General features: G+C 36.8%; 23 protein-coding genes and 2 riboswitches. Of the genes, 21 read left to right on the forward strand and 2 right to left on the reverse strand.

Annotation, left to right across the window (positions count from 1 at the left end; all coding sequences use genetic code 11):
- The first annotated feature begins 1 nt into the window (after position 1).
- The 16 genes from leuA to ACXY7N_RS05930 all read left to right on the forward strand — a co-directional run bounded on the left by leuA (position 2) and on the right by ACXY7N_RS05930 (position 13774).
- Positions 2–1522, forward strand: a complete 1521-nt coding sequence (leuA, locus tag ACXY7N_RS05855; protein WP_016088729.1) for a 2-isopropylmalate synthase — start codon at positions 2–4, stop codon at positions 1520–1522.
- 77 nt (positions 1523–1599) lie between these two features.
- The gene (gene leuB, locus ACXY7N_RS05860) at positions 1600–2664 is read left to right on the forward strand and encodes a 3-isopropylmalate dehydrogenase (RefSeq protein WP_488592318.1); all 1065 of its coding nucleotides are present in this window, start codon (positions 1600–1602) and stop codon (positions 2662–2664) included.
- Positions 2664–4058, forward strand: coding sequence for a 3-isopropylmalate dehydratase large subunit (gene leuC, locus ACXY7N_RS05865; protein ID WP_488592319.1), 1395 nt, complete (start codon positions 2664–2666; stop codon positions 4056–4058). The genes leuB and leuC overlap by 1 nt, the downstream gene beginning before the upstream one ends.
- The gene (leuD, locus tag ACXY7N_RS05870) at positions 4036–4617 is read left to right on the forward strand and encodes a 3-isopropylmalate dehydratase small subunit (protein WP_488592320.1); all 582 of its coding nucleotides are present in this window, start codon (positions 4036–4038) and stop codon (positions 4615–4617) included. Before leuC ends, leuD begins: the two co-directional genes overlap by 23 nt.
- A 308-nt stretch (positions 4618–4925) precedes the next feature.
- Positions 4926–6188 carry an ATP phosphoribosyltransferase regulatory subunit gene (gene hisZ / locus ACXY7N_RS05875; protein ID WP_488592321.1) on the forward strand — a complete coding sequence of 421 codons (1263 nt, stop codon included), beginning with the start codon at positions 4926–4928 and terminating at the stop codon, positions 6186–6188.
- The gene (hisG, locus tag ACXY7N_RS05880) at positions 6164–6799 is read left to right on the forward strand and encodes an ATP phosphoribosyltransferase (protein WP_016088724.1); all 636 of its coding nucleotides are present in this window, start codon (positions 6164–6166) and stop codon (positions 6797–6799) included. The genes hisZ and hisG overlap by 25 nt, the downstream gene beginning before the upstream one ends.
- A gap of 11 nt (positions 6800–6810) precedes the next feature.
- Positions 6811–8100 (forward strand): histidinol dehydrogenase, encoded by a 1290-nt coding sequence (gene hisD / locus ACXY7N_RS05885; protein ID WP_016133970.1) that lies wholly within the window; start codon positions 6811–6813, stop codon positions 8098–8100.
- Positions 8100–8684 carry an imidazoleglycerol-phosphate dehydratase HisB gene (gene hisB / locus ACXY7N_RS05890; RefSeq protein ID WP_488592322.1) on the forward strand — a complete coding sequence of 195 codons (585 nt, stop codon included), beginning with the start codon at positions 8100–8102 and terminating at the stop codon, positions 8682–8684. Before hisD ends, hisB begins: the two co-directional genes overlap by 1 nt.
- A complete protein-coding gene (hisH, locus tag ACXY7N_RS05895; RefSeq protein WP_016133972.1) occupies positions 8685–9314 on the forward strand; it encodes an imidazole glycerol phosphate synthase subunit HisH in 630 nt (209 codons plus the stop codon).
- The gene (hisA, locus tag ACXY7N_RS05900; protein WP_488592323.1) at positions 9287–10006 is read left to right on the forward strand and encodes a 1-(5-phosphoribosyl)-5-[(5-phosphoribosylamino)methylideneamino]imidazole-4-carboxamide isomerase; all 720 of its coding nucleotides are present in this window, start codon (positions 9287–9289) and stop codon (positions 10004–10006) included. Before hisH ends, hisA begins: the two co-directional genes overlap by 28 nt.
- Positions 10000–10758: an imidazoleglycerol phosphate synthase cyclase subunit gene (gene hisF / locus ACXY7N_RS05905; protein WP_488592324.1), complete on the forward strand. Its 759-nt coding sequence runs from the start codon at positions 10000–10002 to the stop codon at positions 10756–10758. The genes hisA and hisF overlap by 7 nt, the downstream gene beginning before the upstream one ends.
- Positions 10755–11060 carry a phosphoribosyl-AMP cyclohydrolase gene (gene hisI / locus ACXY7N_RS05910; protein WP_016088718.1) on the forward strand — a complete coding sequence of 102 codons (306 nt, stop codon included), beginning with the start codon at positions 10755–10757 and terminating at the stop codon, positions 11058–11060. Before hisF ends, hisI (ACXY7N_RS05910) begins: the two co-directional genes overlap by 4 nt.
- A 10-nt stretch (positions 11061–11070) precedes the next feature.
- On the forward strand, positions 11071–11394 hold the full coding sequence (gene hisI / locus ACXY7N_RS05915) for a phosphoribosyl-ATP pyrophosphatase (RefSeq protein WP_016088717.1): 324 nt from the start codon (positions 11071–11073) through the stop codon (positions 11392–11394).
- Positions 11395–11407: 13 nt separating this feature from the next.
- A complete protein-coding gene (locus tag ACXY7N_RS05920) occupies positions 11408–12424 on the forward strand; it encodes a histidinol phosphate phosphatase domain-containing protein (protein WP_088083470.1) in 1017 nt (338 codons plus the stop codon).
- A gap of 67 nt (positions 12425–12491) precedes the next feature.
- Positions 12492–12659 (forward strand): DUF4025 domain-containing protein, encoded by a 168-nt coding sequence (locus tag ACXY7N_RS05925; protein ID WP_016088715.1) that lies wholly within the window; start codon positions 12492–12494, stop codon positions 12657–12659.
- 143 nt (positions 12660–12802) lie between these two features.
- On the forward strand, positions 12803–13774 hold the full coding sequence (locus ACXY7N_RS05930; protein WP_033659648.1) for an NAD(P)-dependent oxidoreductase: 972 nt from the start codon (positions 12803–12805) through the stop codon (positions 13772–13774).
- A gap of 31 nt (positions 13775–13805) precedes the next feature.
- Here ACXY7N_RS05930 and pssA read toward each other — a convergent pair whose 3' ends face one another.
- Together pssA and ACXY7N_RS05940 are read right to left on the reverse strand one after the other, a co-directional pair.
- A complete protein-coding gene (gene pssA, locus ACXY7N_RS05935) occupies positions 13806–14507 on the reverse strand; it encodes a CDP-diacylglycerol--serine O-phosphatidyltransferase (protein WP_000285422.1) in 702 nt (233 codons plus the stop codon).
- 182 nt (positions 14508–14689) lie between these two features.
- Complete coding sequence (locus tag ACXY7N_RS05940) at positions 14690–16576, reverse strand: LTA synthase family protein (protein WP_016133977.1); 1887 nt, start codon at positions 16574–16576, stop codon at positions 14690–14692.
- 253 nt (positions 16577–16829) lie between these two features.
- Between ACXY7N_RS05940 and ACXY7N_RS05945 the strand changes: the two genes are divergently transcribed.
- The 5 genes from ACXY7N_RS05945 to sat all read left to right on the forward strand — a co-directional run bounded on the left by ACXY7N_RS05945 (position 16830) and on the right by sat (position 21534).
- Complete coding sequence (locus ACXY7N_RS05945) at positions 16830–17225, forward strand: DUF3888 domain-containing protein (protein WP_033659649.1); 396 nt, start codon at positions 16830–16832, stop codon at positions 17223–17225.
- 89 nt (positions 17226–17314) lie between these two features.
- Positions 17315–17496: riboswitch (Lysine riboswitch) on the forward strand.
- A gap of 180 nt (positions 17497–17676) precedes the next feature.
- On the forward strand, positions 17677–18993 hold the full coding sequence (lysA, locus tag ACXY7N_RS05950; protein ID WP_016133978.1) for a diaminopimelate decarboxylase: 1317 nt from the start codon (positions 17677–17679) through the stop codon (positions 18991–18993).
- 246 nt (positions 18994–19239) lie between these two features.
- Positions 19240–19348, forward strand: a riboswitch (SAM riboswitch).
- Between the two features lie 73 nt (positions 19349–19421).
- Positions 19422–19565, forward strand: a complete 144-nt coding sequence (locus ACXY7N_RS05955) for a YezD family protein (protein WP_000116163.1) — start codon at positions 19422–19424, stop codon at positions 19563–19565.
- A gap of 88 nt (positions 19566–19653) precedes the next feature.
- A complete protein-coding gene (locus ACXY7N_RS05960) occupies positions 19654–20358 on the forward strand; it encodes a phosphoadenylyl-sulfate reductase (protein WP_016133979.1) in 705 nt (234 codons plus the stop codon).
- Positions 20359–20397: 39 nt separating this feature from the next.
- Positions 20398–21534 (forward strand): sulfate adenylyltransferase, encoded by a 1137-nt coding sequence (sat, locus tag ACXY7N_RS05965; RefSeq protein WP_488592325.1) that lies wholly within the window; start codon positions 20398–20400, stop codon positions 21532–21534.
- Positions 21535–21539: the final 5 nt, after the last annotated feature.

The raw sequence follows: 21539 nt of genomic DNA on the forward strand, positions 1-21539 counted from the left end.
TATGAAGCAGATTTTGTTCATGGATACGACGCTACGTGATGGCGAACAATCACCAGGAGTGAATTTAAATGAACAAGAGAAATTGCAAATTGCAAGGCAATTAGAGAGACTAGGTATTAATGTCATGGAAGCTGGCTTTGCAGCAGCTTCCGACGGGGATTTTCAATCGGTAAAGCGGATCGCAAATACAATTCAAAATGCGACAGTTATGAGCTTAGCTAGAGCGAAAGAAAGTGATATTCGAAGAGCATATGAAGCTGTGAAAGGTGCTGTATCTCCTCGTTTACATGTATTTTTAGCTACGAGTGATATTCATATGAAATATAAACTTTGTATGTCAAAAGAAGATGTATTAGATAGTATTCATCGCTCGGTTACACTCGGAAAATCTTTATTCCCGACAGTACAATTTTCTGCAGAAGATGCGACAAGAACAGCAAGAGATTTTTTAGCGGAAGCAGTAGAAGTTGCAATTCGTGCAGGAGCGAATGTAATCAATATTCCAGACACAGTAGGTTATACGAACCCAGAAGAATACTATTCTCTATTTAAATACTTACAAGAATCTGTTCCTTCGTATGAAAAAGCAATTTTCTCTTGTCACTGCCATGATGATCTCGGTATGGCAGTAGCAAATTCCTTAGCTGCGGTTGAAGGCGGAGCACTGCAAGTAGAAGGAACGATTAATGGAATTGGAGAAAGGGCAGGGAATGCGGCGTTAGAAGAGGTTGCAGTTGCGCTTCATATTCGAAGAGATTTCTATAAAGCGGAGTCTTCTATGACACTAAAAGAGATTAAATCGACAAGTACGTTAGTAAGTCGTTTAACAGGTATGGTAGTACCGAAAAATAAAGCGATTGTAGGAGCGAATGCATTTGCTCACGAATCAGGCATTCATCAAGATGGTGTTTTAAAAGAAGTGACAACATATGAAATTATTGAACCAGCGCTAATAGGTGAATCTCAAAATCTATTCGTACTTGGAAAACATTCTGGACGTCACGCGTTCACAGAAAAAATGAAAGAGCTTGGCTATGAATTTACAAACGAAGAGCGGGATGCGGTATTTGAAGCATTTAAAAAATTGGCTGATCGTAAAAAGGAAATTACTGAAGAAGATCTACGTGCGCTTATGCTTGGTGAAGCAGCATTTGCAGCACAACAATATAACATTACGCAATTACAAGTACATTTCGTATCAAATAGTACACAATGCGCGACAGTTGTACTAAAAGATGAGGAAGGAAATGTATACGAAGATGCAGCCACTGGCTCTGGTAGTATTGAGGCGATTTACAATGCAATCCAAAGAATTTTAGGATTAGAATGTGAATTGGCAGATTATCGCATACAATCTATTACACAAGGTCAAGATGCACTTGCTCATGTTCATGTTGAATTAAAAGAAGGAACGCATCAAGTATCGGGTTTTGGTGTTGCCCAAGACGTATTGGAAGCGTCGGCAAGAGCGTATGTCCATGCAGCAGGGAAATTAAAATCTCTTATAGCGCTTGTGAAATAAGTGTTTGATAGGTGAGAGAAGCTTTCCTCACCTATCAAATTAAAGTTCCGAAAATTCAGTTAAAAGGAGTGTTGAAATTGGAAAAACGTATCGTTTGTTTAGCTGGTGATGGTGTTGGTCCAGAAGTTATGGAGAGTGCAAAGGAAGTATTGCATATGGTAGAGAGGCTATATGGGCATCATTTTCATTTGCAAGATGAGTACTTTGGTGGTGTGGCTATTGATTTAAATGGGCAACCATTACCACAACGAACACTTGCCGCCTGTTTAGCAAGTGATGCGGTTCTACTAGGAGCAGTTGGTGGACCAAGGTGGGATGGTGCGAAAGAAAGACCAGAGAAAGGATTATTAGCTTTAAGAAAAGGACTTGGAGTATTTGCGAATGTTCGTCCTGTAACGGTAGAAAGTGCAACGGCACATTTATCGCCATTAAAAAAGGCTGATGAAATTGATTTCGTTGTCGTTCGTGAATTAACAGGTGGGATTTATTTTTCTTATCCGAAAGAACGAACGGACGAAGTAGCAACAGATACACTTACGTATCATCGTCATGAAATTGAACGTATCGTTTCTTATGCTTTTCAATTAGCGAGTAAGCGGAAGAAAAAAGTAACATCTATTGATAAAGCGAATGTTTTAGAGTCTAGTAAACTATGGAGAACTGTAACAGAAGAGGTAGCACTTCGATATCCAGGTGTTGAATTAGAACATATTTTAGTGGACGCCGCAGCTATGGAATTAATTCGGAATCCTGGACGGTTTGATGTAATTGTAACGGAAAATTTATTTGGTGATATTTTGAGTGACGAGGCTTCCGTATTAGCTGGATCATTAGGAATGCTGCCATCAGCTAGTCACGCGGAAAAAGGCCCTTCATTATACGAGCCTATTCACGGATCAGCACCGGATATTGCCGGGAAAAATAAGGCAAATCCAATTGCAATGATGCGCTCTGTTGCAATGATGCTTGGGCAATCATTCGGATTAACGAGAGAAGGGTGTGCAATTGAATCCGCAATCTCTGCAGTTCTTAAATTAGGAAAATGTACAGCAGATATCGGGGGGACTGAAACGACAACTTCATTTACGAAGGCAGTTATGCAAGAAATGGAAGAGCAAGCGTTAGTAGGGAGAGGGAGATAATGGGGAAAAGATTGCTAGATAAACTTTGGGAAAGACACGTAGTTACGACAAACGAAAATGGATTGGATTTATTATATATCGATCTACATCTTGTTCACGAAGTAACGTCACCGCAAGCCTTTGAAGGCTTGCGGCTTACAAATCGAACGGTCCGCAGACCAGATTTAACATTCGCAACGATGGATCATAATATTCCAACGAAAGATGTTTGGAATATTACCGATCGTATTGCGAAGCAGCAATTGGATACCCTTAGGGAAAATTGCAAACAATTTCAGGTGCCATTAGCGGATATCGGGGATGAAGACCAGGGAATCGTTCATGTTATCGGACCAGAACTTGGGCTCACGCAGCCTGGAAAAACAATTGTTTGTGGTGATAGTCATACAGCGACGCACGGTGCGTTTGGCGCGCTAGCATTTGGTATTGGTACGAGTGAAGTGGAACATGTATTGGCAACGCAAACGCTATGGCAACGAAAACCGAAAGCGATGGGCATTGAGTTAAACGGAAAATTACAGAAAGGCGTTTACGCAAAAGATATTATTTTGCATCTCCTTTCAAAGTACGGTGTAGCAGTTGGAACTGGATACGTAATGGAATTTTACGGAGAGACGATTGGGGCAATGGAGATGGAAGAGAGAATGACACTTTGTAATATGGCAATTGAAGGAGGAGCAAAGGCTGGTATTATCGCACCAGATGAAAAAACATTTGCGTATGTAAATGGACGTAAATATGCACCGAAAGACTATGAATCTTTCACGAAAAAATGGTCTGAACTTTATACAGATTTAGACGCAATTTATGATTTGCATATTTCGATAGATGTGACAGATTTAGCACCGTACGTTACGTGGGGAACAAATCCAAGTATGGGTGTTCGTATTGATGAAAAGTTGCCAGAAACACAGGATGGAAACGATGAAAGAGCGTTTTTATATATGGGATTAAGCCCTGGGCAAAGCACTTATGAAATTCCAGTTCAGCATGTCTTTATTGGATCTTGTACAAATTCTCGATTATCTGATTTAGAAATTGCTGCATCTGTTGTGAAAGGGAGAAAGGTAAAAGAAGGTGTGCGAGCACTCGTTGTACCTGGATCGAAAAGAGTAAGAGAAGCTGCGATGCAAAAAGGACTACATCACATATTTGAAGAAGCTGGATTTGAATGGAGAGAACCTGGATGTTCCATGTGTCTTGGAATGAATCCAGATCAAGTACCTGAAGGAGAACATTGTGCTTCAACTTCAAATCGTAATTTTGAAGGAAGACAAGGAAAGGGCGCACGAACACATTTAGTTAGCCCAGCAATGGCGGCAGCAGCTGCGTTATATGGTCATTTTGTTGATACTCGAAAGGAGAGTTATGATGGAGCCATTTCGTATTCATAAAGGTACTGCTGCAGTACTTATGAATGATAACATTGATACAGATCAAATTATTCCGAAGCAATACTTAAAGAGAATTGAAAGGACGGGATTTGGAAAATATTTATTTGACGAGTGGCGATATGATAATGAACGACATGAAAACCCTAATTTCCCACTTAATGCACAAGACAGAAAAGGAGCAAGTATATTAATTACAGGTAATAATTTTGGGTGTGGTTCTTCTAGAGAACATGCACCTTGGGCACTTGCTGATTATGGTTTCCGCGTTATTATCGCCGGAGGGTTTGCAGATATTTTTTATATGAATTGTATGAAAAATGGTATGTTGCCAATTGTAATGGATAAAGAAATGCGAGAAAAACTTGCCAAAACGGATGCGAGAGAACAAATAGAAGTAGATTTAGAGAATGAAGTAATTACAACGAGTACGTACAGGTTTCATTTTACAATCGAGAAAATGTGGAAAGAGAAATTATTGAACGGTCTAGACGAAATTAGTATTACGATGCAATATGAACAGGAAATTGTAGAGTATGAAAGGGAAGTAGCTTTATATTAAGAAATAACGGAATGTTCAAAATGTATTTACATTCAGAATTAAGTATTATATACTATGTAAAAATCAGAGGAGAAAGGGAGTAAGTATTATGAATATCGTGCAATCTATTGAAATGCTTACACAACTACATCATCATACATAAAGCCCTTGAACCTAGCGTGAAAACGTGTAGGCACAAGGGTTATTCCCGTTGTACCTACACTCTACTAAAGAGCCTTGTAGGTATTTTGTCTACAAGGCTCTTTTTATTTTCGGTTTAGGTGAATGAAATAGGCATACATTAGAAAGGGAAAGGTGTGAGCATTTAGATGGCAAAATGGAAACGGGCAAACCCAAATGGAACGAGAGACTATTTATTCGAAGAATGTACGTTAATTGAAGAAGTGGAGCAAAAATTAAGACGTACTTTTTTAGAGAGAGGTTATGAGGAAATAAGGACACCTACAATTGAATTTTATGATGTTTTTGCCTTTCAAAGCAGGCCGATAGATGAAGAAAAGATGTATAAATTTTTTGATGAAAAGGGACGGATTATCGTCTTGCGTCCAGATATGACAATTCCTTTAGCGAGAGTAATGGGAACGCAGAGGTGGGATACGCCGCTTAAACTGACGTATAGTGGGAATGTATTTCGAGCGAATGAGTCCCTTACCGGAAAATATAATGAAATTGTGCAAAGTGGTATTGAAATTATCGGGATTGATAATGTAAGAGCTGAAATTGAATGTGTTATAAGCGTCATTCAATCACTTCAAAAGGTGAAGGTGAAATCTTTTACCATAGAGATTGGGCAAGTGCAGTTATATAAATGTATTGTAAAAAAGCTCTCCATTCATGAAGAAGAAGAGAAAGTACTTAGAACGTATATAGAAAGTAAAAATTATGCTGCTCTATCAAATTTTATTAGAGAAAAGAAATTAGATCGATGTGATGAAACCGTAAGATTACTTGAGAAATTACCAAGGCTATTTGGGAATTTAGAAGTGATTGAGGAAGCAGAAAAACTCGCCTCAAGTAATGAAATGAAAATGGCTATTGCAAGAGTGAAAGATATATATGAAGCAATTGAAAAACTAGGCTATGGATCTTACATATCAATTGATTTAGGTATGATTCAACATTTGGATTATTATACAGGTGTTATTTTCAAAGGGTATATATATGAAATTGGAGAAGAAATTGTTAGTGGCGGAAGATATAATGAGTTAATTGGGAATTTTGGGGAAATGCAGCCGGCCGTTGGACTCGCGGTGCAAGTCAATCAAATTGTGAAGGCGCTGCAAGAGCAGCAAAAACCATATGAAAGAAAGAGAATAGATATTATCATTCATTATGAGTTAAATAGATTAGCAGAAGCGGAAAGATTACGAAATTTACTTCAAAAGGACGGGAAAAAAGTAGAGCTATCTTTATTCTCTAATGTAAACGACACCTTTCAATTTGCAAGAAAAAATCAAATAGTAACGGTCGTTGAGGCAAAGAACGAATCGTTAGTGGAATATGTATGGAAAGAGAAATGGGTAGTCCAGAAAGAAGGAGAAACTTCATGCGTAACATTCAAATTGCGTTAACGAAAGGAAGATTAGAAAAACATGTGATTCCACTCTTTGAGCAGATTGGAATTGATTGTTCAGAGCTCAAAAATAAAGGACGAAAGCTTGTCTTTCAAAGTAAAAATACAGATATCTCATTTATTTTAGTGAAAGCAGTAGATGTTGCTACTTATGTAGAACATGGAGTAGCTGATATTGGGGTCGTTGGAAAAGATATTTTAATGGAAAACGAGAAAGATATTTATGAAATGTTGGATTTAGGAGTAGGCGTGTGTAAGTTTTGTGTTGCTTCTATTCCTACTTATAACCCAAAGAGTTACCGGAAGAAACGTATTGCGACGAAATATCCACATATTACTTCTAACTATTTTCATGATAAAGGAGAGGATGTAGAAATTATAAAAATAGAAGGTTCTGTAGAAATCGCTCCTATTCTGGGATTGGCAGATGCGATTGTTGATATTGTTGAAACAGGAAAAACATTACAAGAAAATGGACTTATTGTATTTGAGGAAATGTGTTCTATATCTGCTCGAATGATTGTAAATAAGGCTGCATTAAAAACTAAAAAAGACGAAATATTCAGTATTGTAAATATGATGGAGCAAGAAATTTTGTCAGAAAAATAGGGGGACTTGTAATGGAGATAGTTTGTGAAGATTTTCAACAGGCGCTATCAAAAATAAAATTGCTACGAGAAAACGCCAATATAATAGAAGAAACTGTTCAAAGAAGTGTAAGTGAAATCGTTCAAAATGTGAGGGAGAGTAGGGATGAGGCCCTATCTTTTTATACAAAAAAGTTTGATGGTGTGGAGATGAAAGAGTTTCGTGTAAGTGAAGAAGAAATAAAACAAGCGAGTACGTTTGTAGAGAATTCATTTTTAGAAGCGTTACAAGAGGCGAAGAAAAACATTATTTCGTATCACGAAAAGCAAAAAAGGCAATCCATATTCGATTGCGTGAGTGAAGGCATCATTAGAGGACAAATCATTCGGCCGTTAGAAAATGTAGGTGTATATGTGCCAGGCGGAACTGCTTCGTATCCTTCGTCAGTATTAATGAATGTATTGCCAGCAAAACTCGCTGGTGTGAAAAAGATTGTAATGGTGACACCACCAAGGCAAGGGGGAATGGATCCTCATATATTAGCGGCTGCAAGCCTTGCAGGAGTAGATGAAATTTATACGATAGGTGGTGCGCAAGCAATTGCTGCTTTAGCATATGGGACGGAATCGATTCCGAAAGTGGATAAAATAGTTGGACCAGGAAATTTGTACGTCGCTCTGGCGAAACGAGAAGTATACGGAATCGTAAATATTGATATGATTGCTGGACCGTCAGAAATTGTAGTTATTGCTGATGAAACCGGCAATGCAAAATATATCGCTGCTGATTTATTATCACAAGCAGAACATGACGAGAGAGCAACGGCAATTTGTATTACAACGAATATAGAGTTAGCAAAAGAAGTAGAAAAAGAGATAGAAAGACAGTTAGAAACATTACCAAGAAGCGAAATTGCACGTGAATCGATAAATAGAAATGGAGCTATTTTTATCGTTCCTTCTTTAGATGAGGCACTACAATTATCGAATGAAATCGCTCCAGAACATTTAGAGTTACATATAAAAGAACCGATGAATGCTCTAGCTTATGTGAAACATGCAGGATCTATCTTTCTGGGACCATATGCACCGGAACCGCTAGGTGATTATTTAGCAGGGCCGAATCATGTGTTACCGACAAGTGGAACGGCAAGGTTTTTCTCACCGCTATCAGTCGATGATTTCGTAAAAAAATCAAGCTTTCTGTCTTATACGGAGGAAGCGTTAAGAGATGTACAACATCATATTGTAGAACTTGCCAATAAAGAAGGATTACATGCACATGCGAGAGCAATTCAAATAAGATTTGAGGAGGAAGAATAATGCGTGAGTCCAGTCAAATACGTGAGACGACAGAAACAAAAATAAAATTAAGTTTGCAGCTTGATCAAGGCAAGAGCGTTTCTGTACAAACGGGAGTTGGATTTTTTGATCATATGCTAACTTTATTTGCACGGCATGGAAGATTCGGTTTACAAGTGGAGGCGGAAGGTGATGTATTCGTTGATGCGCATCATACAGTTGAAGATGTTGGAATTGTACTCGGAAATTGTTTGAAAGAAGCATTGCAAAATAAAGAGGGGATTAACAGGTACGGCTCAGCATATGTACCGATGGATGAATCTTTAGGTTTTGTCGCAATTGATATTAGCGGGCGCTCATATATTGTATTTCAAGGAGAATTAACGAATCCGAAGCTAGGGGATTTTGATACAGAACTAACAGAAGAATTTTTTAGGGCAGTCGCTCATGCTGCCAATATTACATTACATGCTCGCATTTTATACGGAAGCAATACACATCACAAAATTGAAGCGTTATTTAAAGCGTTTGGTAGAGCGCTTAGAGAAGCAGTCGAAAGAAATGCCAACATTACTGGTGTAAATTCAACGAAAGGGATGTTGTAATTGATTGCCATTATAGATTATGGAATGGGAAATATTCGTAGTGTAGAACAAGCATTAAAATATATTGGAGCAGAGTACATCGTAACGAGTGATAAAGAAGAGATTCTTAGAAGTGATGGAGTGATTTTACCAGGAGTAGGTGCATTTCCAAAAGCGATGGATGTATTGGAAGAAAAAGATTTAGCTTGTGTGTTAAAAGAGGTCGGGCGTTCAGGAAAACCGCTTCTTGGCATTTGCTTAGGAATGCAGCTTTTATTTGAAAAAAGTGAGGAACTACAAGACTGTAACGGATTAAGTTTATTACCAGGTGTGATTCGAAAGTTAAAGGTTCCTTATAAAATTCCACATATGGGATGGAATGAGTTAAAGAAAGAGGGGGAAATAGCGCTTTGGAATGGAGTAGAAGATGGTTCTTATGTATATTATGTCCATTCTTATTATGCAGATTGTCCAAATAAGATTGTGTATGGGATAAGTGAATATGGAGTGAAAGTACCTGGTTTTGTAGCAAAAGGAAATATATACGGCGCACAGTTTCATCCTGAAAAAAGTGGTGACATTGGAATGCAAATGTTGAAAAATTTCAAAGGGGTGGTAGAAGCATGGAGATCTTCCCAGCTATCGATTTAAAAGAAGGACGATGCGTTAGACTGTATCAAGGAGAGTTTAGTAAAGAAACAGTAATGAATGAAGATCCAGTTGCGCAAGCGATTATATTCGAAAAATTGGGCGCGAAAACACTACACATTGTTGATTTAGATGGTGCAATTGCTGGAGAGTCAGTAAATTTGTCCGTTATTGAAAGGATTTGCAAGGAAGTATGTATTCCAGTGCAAGTTGGAGGAGGAATTCGATCACTTGTAGCGGTAGAGAAGTTATTGTCAGTAGGTGTAGATAAAGTGATTTTAGGAACATCTGCTCTTTATGATAGGACATTTTTAGAAGAAGCAGTTCTTCTATATAAAGAAAAAATCATTGTTGGAATTGATGCGAAAAATGGTTTCGTAGCAACGAGAGGCTGGCTTGATATATCTGAAATTTCTTACATTGATTTAGCAAAGCAAATGGAGAATGTAGGTGTTCAAACGATTGTGTTTACAGACATTTCGAAAGACGGGACACTTGCAGGGCCGAATGTAGAGCAATTAGAGTTACTACAAAAAAGCGTGGGCATTCGTCTTGTTGTTTCTGGAGGAGTGGCATCTATACAAGATGTGAAAAAATTAAATGATATGAATATATACGGCGTCATAATTGGTAAGGCTCTTTACGAGAAAACGATTGATTTAGAAGAAGTGTTAGAGGTAACAAAGTTATGTTAGCGAAACGCATTATTCCATGTCTAGATGTGAAAGAAGGGCGAGTCGTAAAGGGGGTAAATTTTATAGGATTACAAGACGTCGGTGATCCTGTTGAAATAGCTGCTTTATATAATGATGCGGGAGCAGATGAAATTGTATTTTTAGATATTACGGCAACGTATGAAGGAAGAAAAACGATTATAGATGTTGTAGAAAAAACAGCTTCAAAAGTATTTATTCCTCTTACAGTTGGAGGAGGGGTTTCAAGTGTTAAAGATATGTACAATTTACTAAGAGCCGGAGCAGATAAAGTTTCAATCAACTCAGCGGCAGTGCGAAATCCAAAGCTAATTGAAGAAGGGGCAGAACACTTTGGATCACAATGTATTGTCGTAGCAATTGATGCTAGAAAAGTAGCAGAAGATAAGTGGAATGTATATGTGAACGGCGGAAGAGTTGATACGGGAATGGATGCAATCGGGTGGGCAAAGCGTGTTACCGAGCTAGGGGCAGGTGAAATTTTGTTAACGAGTATGGATGCCGATGGAACGAAAAACGGATATGATCTTCGTTTAACAGAAGAAATTTCAAACGGTGTTTCCGTACCAGTCATCGCGTCAGGTGGATGTGGTCATGCTGATCACATCATAGAAGTTTTTCAAAAGACAACAGTTGATGCAGCACTTGCAGCATCCATTTTTCATTATTGTGAGGCGACAGTGCAGGATGTAAAGAGAAAATTAAGAAATGAAAACGTTGAGGTGCGGTTATGAAACCTAACTTTTCAAAAGGATTACTACCAGCAGTTGTAATTGAAGAAGGGACAAAAGAAGTTTTAATGTTAGCTTATATGAATGAAGAAGCATATGAAAAAACGCTAGAAACGAAAAGAACATGGTTTTATTCTCGTTCAAGACAATCGTTATGGAATAAAGGAGAAACATCAGGAAATGTCCAATATGTGCAATCTCTTTATTTAGATTGTGATCAAGATTCAATCGTTGTTGTCGTAAAGCAAGTGGGACCTGCTTGTCATACGGGAGAGAAAACATGTTTTCACTACAAAATTATATAGGGGGATACATATGGAAAATGCCTTTAAATTATTATTTGAAACAATTGAAGAACGAAAGGAAAATCCACTTCCTGAATCGTATACAAATTACTTATTTTCAAAGGGAGAAGATAAAATTTTAAAGAAAATTGGTGAAGAATGCACGGAAGTAATTATCGCATCTAAAAATAATGACAAAGAAGAATTAGTGAAAGAAATGGTAGATGTATTGTATCACTGCTTCGTTTTATTAGCCGAAAAAAATATATCGTTAGAAGATATTATGGAGGAAGTGACAGAAAGAAATGGGAAGCTTTCGAGAGTAGGGGACAGAAGAGAAATAGATACTTTATAAGGGGGAAATGTAGATGAAGGTGGATTATCACATTCATTTAGAAGAAGGACCATATTCAATAGGATGGCTAGCTAAAATAAATGAAGCCCTACAACAATATGAACCGCTTAAAGAAAAAAAACATTCTATGGAATGGCTTGTGAAAACACAAGAACGCCTGCAAAAACGTGTGAAAGAAGGGCCGTTTACAACGAAATGGATTGATCTATATTTAGAAGAAGCGCTGCGAAAAGGTATAAAAGAAGTTGGTATTGTCGATCATTTATACCGTTTTTATGAAGCAAAAGAATACTATGAAAAATATGTCGATATTAGTGATTCCAAGCTGGGACGTTTACAGAAGGAATGGTTAGACCAAGTAAGGATAGCGTCACTATATGATTTTACAAAAGCAATTGAAGAGGCGAAAGAAAGATGGAGTAAAAGAGGCGTTACGCTTAAACTTGGAATTGAAGCGGATTATTTTATTGGTGGTGAACAAGAATTACAATCTTTACTGGCATTAGGAGATTTTGATTATGTAATTGGTTCTGTTCATTTTTTGAATGGCTGGGGATTTGATAATCCAGATACGAAAGAATATTTTGAGGAACATGACTTATACGCTTTATATGATACGTTTTTCAAAACGGTTGAGTGTGCAGTTCACTCTGGGTTATTTGATATTATAGCTCATCTTGATAACATAAAAGTATTTAATTATCGGTTAGATGAGAATGAACAACTTTCTTATTATAAGGAAATTGCGCGTGCGTTAGTAGAAACAAATACGGCAACGGAAATAAATGCGGGATTGTACTATCGCTATCCTGTGCACGAAATGTGTCCGAGTCCGCTATATTTACAAGTATTAGCTAAGCATGAGGTTCCGATTACTCTCTCCTCAGATGCCCATTATCCGAATGATTTAGGAAAATACGTGGAAGAGAATATGAAGACATTACGTAATCATGATATTACTCACATAGCTACATTTACGAAACGAGTAAGAACGATGAGATTACTAGAAGAAGTAACAATTTCAAAATGAACATGATTTTTTGATGAAAACCCTTCTTTTTGTTCAAAATAAGAAAGAATAAAAAGGAGGGTAAGAAATGGAAAAACAACAAAAGAAACAAAATGTACAAGGTGCAGAGCAACAATCGTATACTTCTGAAACAACGAATACCGCTCAGTCAGTTATTGAGGAGCAAATTAGCGATACAGTTGCAGAGGGAACAATTGATGTGAAGCTTGGAAAAGAATCGCAAGAAAAAGCGTAAAAAGAGGGGAGACTTGCATCTCCTCTTTTTTAATGGAAAAGTGTCGATTTTCAAAACTATAATCAAATTCCTTGGTTTTTATATGTGGATTTCTTACAATGAAAGATAAGAGATATCTTATTTTTATAGAAGAGGTGTTAGTAGTGGCGAAAATATTAGTAGCAGGAAAAATTCCATCAATCGGATTAGAACTATTAAAAGATCATGATGTAGAAATGTACGATAAAGAGGCGTTAATTTCTTTAGATGAATTAACAGAGCGTGTACAAGATAAAGATGCATTGTTAAGCCTACTTTCTACAAAAGTAACAAAAGAAGTTATTGATGCGGCACCTAATTTAAAGATTGTTGCAAACTATGGTGCTGGTTACGATAATATTGATTACACGTATGCGGGCGAAAAAGGAATTATAGTATCGAATACACCGAAAGTATCAACTGAAGCCACTGCAGAATTAACATTTGCTCTTCTTTTAGCAGCGGCACGTAGAATTCCTGAAGGTGATACGCTATGTCGTACAATTGGATTTAACGGATGGGCACCATTATTTTTCTTAGGCCGCGAAGTACATGGTAAGACAATTGGAATTATTGGCCTTGGAGAAATCGGAAAGGCAGTTGCAAAGCGTGCAAAAGCGTTTGGAATGAAAGTTTTATATACAGGACCAAATCGAAAGCCTGAAGCTGAAAGTGAACTGGAAGCAACATATGTAACATTGGAAGAATTACTACAAACAGCAGATTTTATTACAATTAACTGTGCTTATAATCCGACATTGCATCATATGATTGATGAAGAACAGTTTAAAATGATGAAGAAAACAGCGTATATTGTAAATGCTTCACGTGGACCAATTATGAATGAAGCGGCACTTGCTCATGCATTAAAAACAAATGAAATTGAAGGAGCAGCTCTTGACGTGTTTGAATTTGAACCGAAGATTACAGAAGACCTAAAAGGATTAAAGAATGTAGTACTTGCTCCTCACGTAGGAAATGCAACATTCGAAACGCGTGATGCGATGGCTGAAATGGCAGTAAGAAATATTTTAGCCGTATTAAACGGTGAAGAGCCTGTAACACCTGTAAATCAAAAAGCAGTAGTTACAAAATAAAAAGAAACCTTCCGGAATCGGAAGGTTTTTCTTATTTTTCTTTATTGGCTCTTTTAGATGGTCTTTGTCTAAGAAATTGAGATAGCATATACAAAATATATAGTGGAATAGCAATGAATAAGAAAACAGAAAAATTACCGAACCCTGTTTGGTACATTGTGATAATGATCCCAACTAAAAATAGTGTAATAATGATGCTATATCGTGGAATTGGTACATCTTTTAAACTCGGGATACGAATACGACTCACCATTAAAAATGCGAACGTTACAAATACTGTAATAAGAACGATTTTTGGAATGGTATGTGAAAATAATGTTAAGAAAGCAACAAGCCCTCCCGCTGCTGTAATCGGTACCCCAGTGAAATATTTCATTGAAGTAGAAGATGGTGTTACATTAAATCGTGCTAAGCGATATGCTCCGAAAAGAGGGAATAGTCCCGCTATGTATAGTCCGATGATTCCATAATTGGAGAAAGATGTGTAATACATGAGAACAGCAGGTGCTGCACCAAATGTTACGACATCCGCAAGCGAGTCAAGCTCTTTACCCATTTGTGAATCAACACGTAATAAACGAGCAACACGCCCATCAAGACTATCTAACATCATCCCGATAAGTACTAAAATAGCAGCTGATTTATAATATCCTAAAGATGCATAGCCGATTGACAAGAATCCACTATATAAATTTCCGAGCGTAAATAAGTTTGGAATAGCTGCTCTATACAAAATCTGATCCCTTGCTTTCTGTAATAAATTCTTAATTAGTGTATGAAATTTTACTTATTTTATCATACCATAAATTTCTTCCTCATACGAAAGAAATTCCCAATTTGTGAAAGATTTCATAGCGAAATGATTGGGGAAATAAGTAAAAAAAGAAGCAACTTTTATAAAAGTTGCTTCTTGCACTACTCAAATTTCGTTGTCATTGTTCCGGTTTTATATCGATTGTTAGGATCGAAACGTAATAAATCTCCATAAATGAGTTTGTCGGAGAGTTTCAATTCAGTTTTTGCTTTTTCAATATTCGGTTGACATAATGAAATGTCTGCTTCTTCACCTGTATTTCGTTTATAGCACATGTTCTTTGTATAAACATAATCTTCCGAAACGAAGCTACCATCACGCATTACCATAAGTGGGTTTTCTTCTTTAATAAATAAGTCAGTTCCAAATTCAACGGATTGATTTGTTTTAATACCAAGTAAATGAAGTAGCGTTGGTTTAATATCAATTTGACCAGATACTTTAGAAATGATTTTTCCTTCTTGACCAGGTACATGAATAATGAGAGGGACGCGTTGTAATTGCATAGAATCAAACGGTGTAATAGCGTCTTTCCCAAGGAACTGAGCCATTGCTGCGTTATGGTTTTCAGAAATGCCGTAATGATCTCCATAAATGACAATAACAGAATTATCATACAGTCCTTCGTCTTTTAATTGTTTAATAAATAATTTAAGAGCTTCATCCGTGTAACGAACGGTTGGGAAGTAGCGGTTTACAACACCACTTTCCGAATTAAACTCATCAACATATTGATCTTCTGGATTTAGAAGAAACGGAAAATGGTTTGTTAAAGTAATAAATTTTGTATAGAACGGTTGCGGTAAAGATTTTAGCTTTGGCATAGATTGTTCAAAGAACTCTTTATCTTTTAATCCCCAGCCGACAGACATTTGTTCTGTACCTGTGTAATCATTTAAATTAAAGTAACGATCATATCCAAGTGCAGGATACATTACATCACGATTCCAAAACGTTTTATCGTTTGAATGGAAGACAGCAGAAGAATATCCGTATTTTTTTAATTGCTCTGGTGTAGCTGTATATTCATTTGTTGCGTGAGTAAAGAATACAGAACCGCGGTCTAACGGATAAAGTGAATTTTCAACGATAAATTCAGCATCAGAAGTTTTACCTTGTCCCGTTTGATGATAGAAGTTATCGAAATAAAAACTATCTTTAATAAATTCATTTAAAAATGGAGTGATTTCTTTTCCATTTATTTTTTTATTAATAACAAAACTTTGTGTAGATTCCATTGAAATCAAAATTACATTTTTACCTTTTGCAGCTCCAAATAAGTTTTTATCAACTTGCTTATCTTTTGAGTCTGTATAGTTTTTAATTTCAGAGAACCCGTCACCACTTGCAAATACACGTTCAGCCGAAGATTTAGATTGAAGTGTAATATCAAATAGATGATATGTGTATAAACCTAAATTTTTCACGACTGTTTGACGATCAAATGAGCGTGAGAACATTTGTGGTTTATAAATAACTGAAACAACAATTTGTAGTGCTAATAAAGCTGTTACACCGCTAAAGAAAGTTCGCTTCTCAGAGCGAGAAAGCGGCGTCTTGTCACAAAATGCCGGAAATTTACGCGAAAGAAACATTAAAATAATTGCATCTGCAAATAAAAGTAATGTTTTATACGTAAAGAGTTCTTTTATACTCGTCCCTAAATCAGCCATATTATTTGTTTGGAATAAAACTGGGAACGTAACGAAATCGTTATAAAACCCATAAAACATTGCATTTCCAAATAAAATAAAGGACAGTATAAAACTGATTCCAATTATAATTCTGTTTCGGTGCTTAGATGCGAATAAAGCAAAACCGAAAAATAAAAGTAACGCAGCTAGCGGATTAATAAAAAGCATAAATTCTTCAAAGAAATTATCAATTTTAATATCAAATGCTAGCTTGTACACAATATATGTTTTTATCCATAATAAAACGACTGCAATGAGTGCGAATCGCAGTTTTGGAAACAGACGTTGTAGCATAATATACTCCTCTCCTAAAAGCATGACAGTTCTTGTGGGCCGGTTTGATTAGCGCCTCATTTTATATATACGAACAGTCCTTTGTTATTATGTTTATTATACTATGAGTATCATTATACGAAAATAAAAGAGAGTTGTGGGCTTTTTTATAATAATTGAGTAGAAAAAGGGCAGAGGGAGACAATAAAACGGAGTTTCTATGTATGATAATTATCGTGCGCAGAAAGAATCGTGTAATAATACGGAGGTTATAATGCGAAAATTATTATATTTTATAGTATGCAGTAGTGTTATACTTTTTGCTTCACCGAGTGTGTCAGTAGCCCAATATGATGCACCTCTTATGGAAGATGCCCTTTATTCTGTTTTATTTCCGAAAATAAATAAAGCGATTGAAAAACAATATGGGAGTTTGAAGCCTTATCAATGCCCTAAAATTATTAGTTTAAAAAAAGTGTATAGCGGTACATATTTATTTCAAGCGAGTATTGAAGTGACGAAGTATGAACGAGTTGCTGGGAAAATTGCTCCACCATTTGAGAAGGTAACGATTATATTTAATAACGAAGAAGGCGAATGGGAAGTGACAAAGATTTTAGTAAAGCGCTTACCAGATGATACAAAACTAAACTGTAAAAAAACAATATAAAAAATTGTTTGACAAATAAAATGGTCCTTTGGTATTGTTAATAGCAACAATTAGATGTTTGAAAATTAAATAGACTTACCTCATCTACTCTCAAAGGTAGAGGCCGCGATAGGAAAGAGTAAGCTATGGGAGATTTAATGGAATCTGTGATCATAGGTTGAAAGGGACTATTGCCGAAATATAAGAATAACCATCTTATTCATATATTGGGACTGCATTGAATAAATGTAGTACTGTCATAAGATTTATTTTATGGAGAGCTATTTGGAGATGTTGATGCGGTTTCTTATTTTGAGGAGATAACAACTCGTTTATTTTTTCAATATATATTTTTCCTAATAAGAAACGCGTGTGAACATTGTTCCGCGCGTTTTTTGTCTATCTAAAAGCGTGCTGCAATGAATAGAAGATTGGGGTTATGAGTTTTAGAGGAAATAAGGGAGGAATTCAAATGTATTTACACGGCACGAGCCGAATCAATGGGCAAGGACACTTAGAAATTGGAGGGTGCGATACGACGCAGCTAGCAAAACAATACGGCACACCACTTTATGTATACGATGAAGAGTCTATTCGAGGAAAGTGCCGCGCGTTTCATCGTGCTTTTAAAGAAAGTGGTTTCTCTTATCAAGTAGCATATGCAAGCAAGGCGTTCTTGTGCATGGAGATGTGCCGAGTAGCTCGTGAAGAAAATATGTCATTAGATGTTGTTTCTGGAGGAGAATTATATACTGCGCTTCAAGCAGGATTTCCAGCATCGCGTATTCATTTTCACGGCAATAATAAAACAGAAGAAGAAATCGTGATGGCTCTTCAGGCTAATGTTGGTTGTTTTGTCGTAGATAATTTCTTGGAATTAGAAATTTTGCATGATTTAGCAGTGCAACACGGGAAATTTGTGAACATATTAGTTCGTGTAACGCCTGGAGTAGAGGCGCACACACATGAATATATTACAACAGGTCAAGATGATTCGAAATTTGGATTTGGCGTTTCGAATGGTCAAGCGATGCAAGCAATTGAACTTGCTTTACAAAAATCAAATTATAATGTGTTAGGAATTCATTCACATATCGGATCGCAAATATTTGAAACGGCTGGATTTGTTCGAGCGATTGAAGTTCTTCATCAATTTTTAGAAGAAGTGAGAGAGCGAACGAACTATGTAGTAAAAGTGCTAAATGTGGGCGGAGGATTCGGAATACGCTACACAGAGTCAGATACACCATTAACTCTTGAGACATATGTGCGAGCTGTAACAAATGCAGTGAGAGAACAATTTACAGTATGTAATTATCCATTGCCAGAAATATGGGTTGAGCCAGGCCGTAGTATTGTAGGTGATGCTGGAACGACAATTTATACAGTCGGATCTGTGAAAGACATTCCTGGTATTCGGAAATATGTATCAGTGGATGGTGGGATGACTGATAATTTAAGACCAGCTTTATATAACGCTCGTTATGAAGCGATGTTAGCGAATCGAGGGAATGATGAGAATGCGGAAATCGTTTCGATTGCTGGGAAGTGCTGTGAGAGTGGAGATATGTTGATTTGGGATATTACTCTACCGAAAGTGGCTTCTGCCGATTTACTAGCGATTTCTTGTACAGGGGCATATGGGTACTCGATGGCAAATAATTATAATCGGATTCGTAGACCGGCTGTCGTCTTCGCGAAAGGCGGAACATCACAAATTGTTGTAGAGCGTGAAACATATGAAAATATTATTGGGAACGATCGCATACGTATTAAAGAACTTGTTTAAGTAAGGAAAGGGAGTTGTTCTGAGGGGCAATTCCTTTTTTATAAAGTGAAACTATAATCAGTGTGGGCATTCCCCACTAATTATTAGTCCCCATCAATTGGGCGTTTACAGGCAGCAAGGCACTTTTCTCTTGCTGGATTTTGAGGTAAGAATTGTACGGCCTCTAAATGGTGGTATAAAATAAATAAAATATATCGGAAAACTAGGATTGAAAAAAATCAGAATTGTGATAAAATACAAATACAAAGCTTATCAAGAGAAGCGGAGGGAACTGGCCCAACGAAGCTCGGCAACCTGCTTATAGAAAGCAAGGTGCTAAATCCAGCAAAATGGAATCCATTTTGAAAGATAAGGTAAAATATATTACCGAACAGTCTTTTCGAAATGGGAAAGATTTTTTTTATGAATAAAAAAGGGGGGCTGTTCGCGTGAGCGTACGGGAACATTTTGAGGAAGTATCTGAGAAAATTCAAGCGATGCTTGCTGATATGAAATATGGTTCAATTACAATTGTTGTGCAAGATGGGAAAGTCATTCAATTAGAGAAAAGTGAAAAAGTACGTTTAAAGTAAAAAAAGCGCTGACTAGAAAAACTAGAGGCGGTTTTAACCTATTTTATGAGGTTAAAACCGTCTTTTTGCTTTTACAGGGGGAAAAAACATGTTGACGTATGAAACGTGGGATGAAAATGGCATTTCATTTTCGGAAGAAGATGAAACGAAAGGCGCGTTGTCAGTTTTAAGTTGGGCTTATAAAGAGTATAAAGATGAAATCGTATACGCATGTAGCTTTGGAGTAGAAGGTATGGTATTACTGCATCTTATAAACCAAGTAAATCCATCTGCTAAAGTTGTATTTTTAGATACAAATGTTCATTTTCAAGAAACGTATGAATTAATTCAAAAAGTGCGGGGACGATTTCCTTCATTAAATATTATAGAAAAACAGCCAGAACTTACACTTGATGAACAAGCGAAGCTGCATGGTGAGAAATTATGGGAAAGTAATCCGAATCTTTGTTGTAAAATTAGAAAAATTTTACCGTTAGAAAAATCATTAGCAGCGGAAAAAGCATGGATATCGGGCTTAAGGAGGGAACAATCAGAAACGCGTAAGCATACAAAGTTTATAAATCAAGATCATCGCTTTCAATCTATTAAAGTTTGTCCGCTCATTCATTGGACGTGGAAAGAGGTATGGCGATATGTATACAAACATAGCTTGCCGTATAACCCATTGCATGATGTTGGATATCCAAGTATTGGGTGTGAGAAATGTACGTTACCTGTAGGAGAGGGTGGCGATTCGAGAGATGGTAGATGGGCCGGGAAAGTGAAAACTGAATGTGGTCTTCATTACCAATAAGATGAATTTGAAAATAAAGCTAAGAGAGGGTATAGAAAAATGAGTACAGTAAACAAATTAATAAATCGTGTAGACGAGACATACGACGTATCACAAATTGAAAAAGAAATTCAGCTAGATAACATTGCATTAAGTGATTTAGAGCTATTAGCGACAGGGGGATATAGCCCTCTTACTGGTTTTTTAGGAAAGAAAGATTATGATTCGGTCGTAGAAACGCTTCGTTTAGCTAATGGGGGCGTATGGAGTATACCAATTACATTACCAGTAACAGAAGAAGTAGCAGAGACTCTAAAAGCTGGAGAGGAAGTAAAACTTGTTAACGGTGGAAATGTATATGGTGTCATTCAAATAGAAGATATTTTTGTACCAGATAAGGAAAAAGAAGCGTTACTAGTGTATAAAACGACGGATGAGGCTCATCCTGGAGTGAAAAAATTATACGAAAGACCGAACGTTTACGTTGGAGGAGCAACTATTCTTACGAAACGTTTTGAAAATAATCCGTTTCCTTCTTATCATTTAGATCCAATTGAAACGAGAGAAGAATTTAAAAAACGTGGTTGGAAAACAGTAGTTGGATTCCAAACGAGAAATCCGGTGCATCGTGCCCATGAATATATTCAAAAATCTGCTCTTGAAATTGTAGATGGCCTCTTTTTAAATCCACTCGTTGGGGAAACGAAGTCGGACGATATTCCTGCTGATGTAAGGATGGAAAGCTATGAAGTATTACTTCAAAATTATTATCCGAAAGAGCGTGTCTTTTTAAGTGTATTTCCTGCAGCAATGCGTTACGCAGGACCGAGGGAAGCGATATTTCATGCATTAGTCAGAAAGAATTTTGGATGCACGCACTTTATTGTAGGGCGCGATCATGCAGGGGTAGGAGATTATTACGGTACTTATGAAGCGCAAGAAATTTTTACAAACTTTACAGTGGAAGAGTTAGGGATTACACCGTTATTTTTTGAACATAGTTTTTACTGCACGAAATGTGAAGCGATGGCTTCGACGAAAACATGCCCGCACGGAAAAGAAGATCATGTCATTTTATCTGGTACGAAAGTAAGAGAACTATTAAGAAACGGTGAGGTTCCGCCAAGTACATTTAGTCGTAAAGAAGTAGTGGAAGTACTAATTAAAGGTTTGAAAAAAGAAGTAGTAACAGAATAGGGAGA

The sequence above is a fragment of the Bacillus sp. 5w2 genome, from assembly GCF_054353775.1.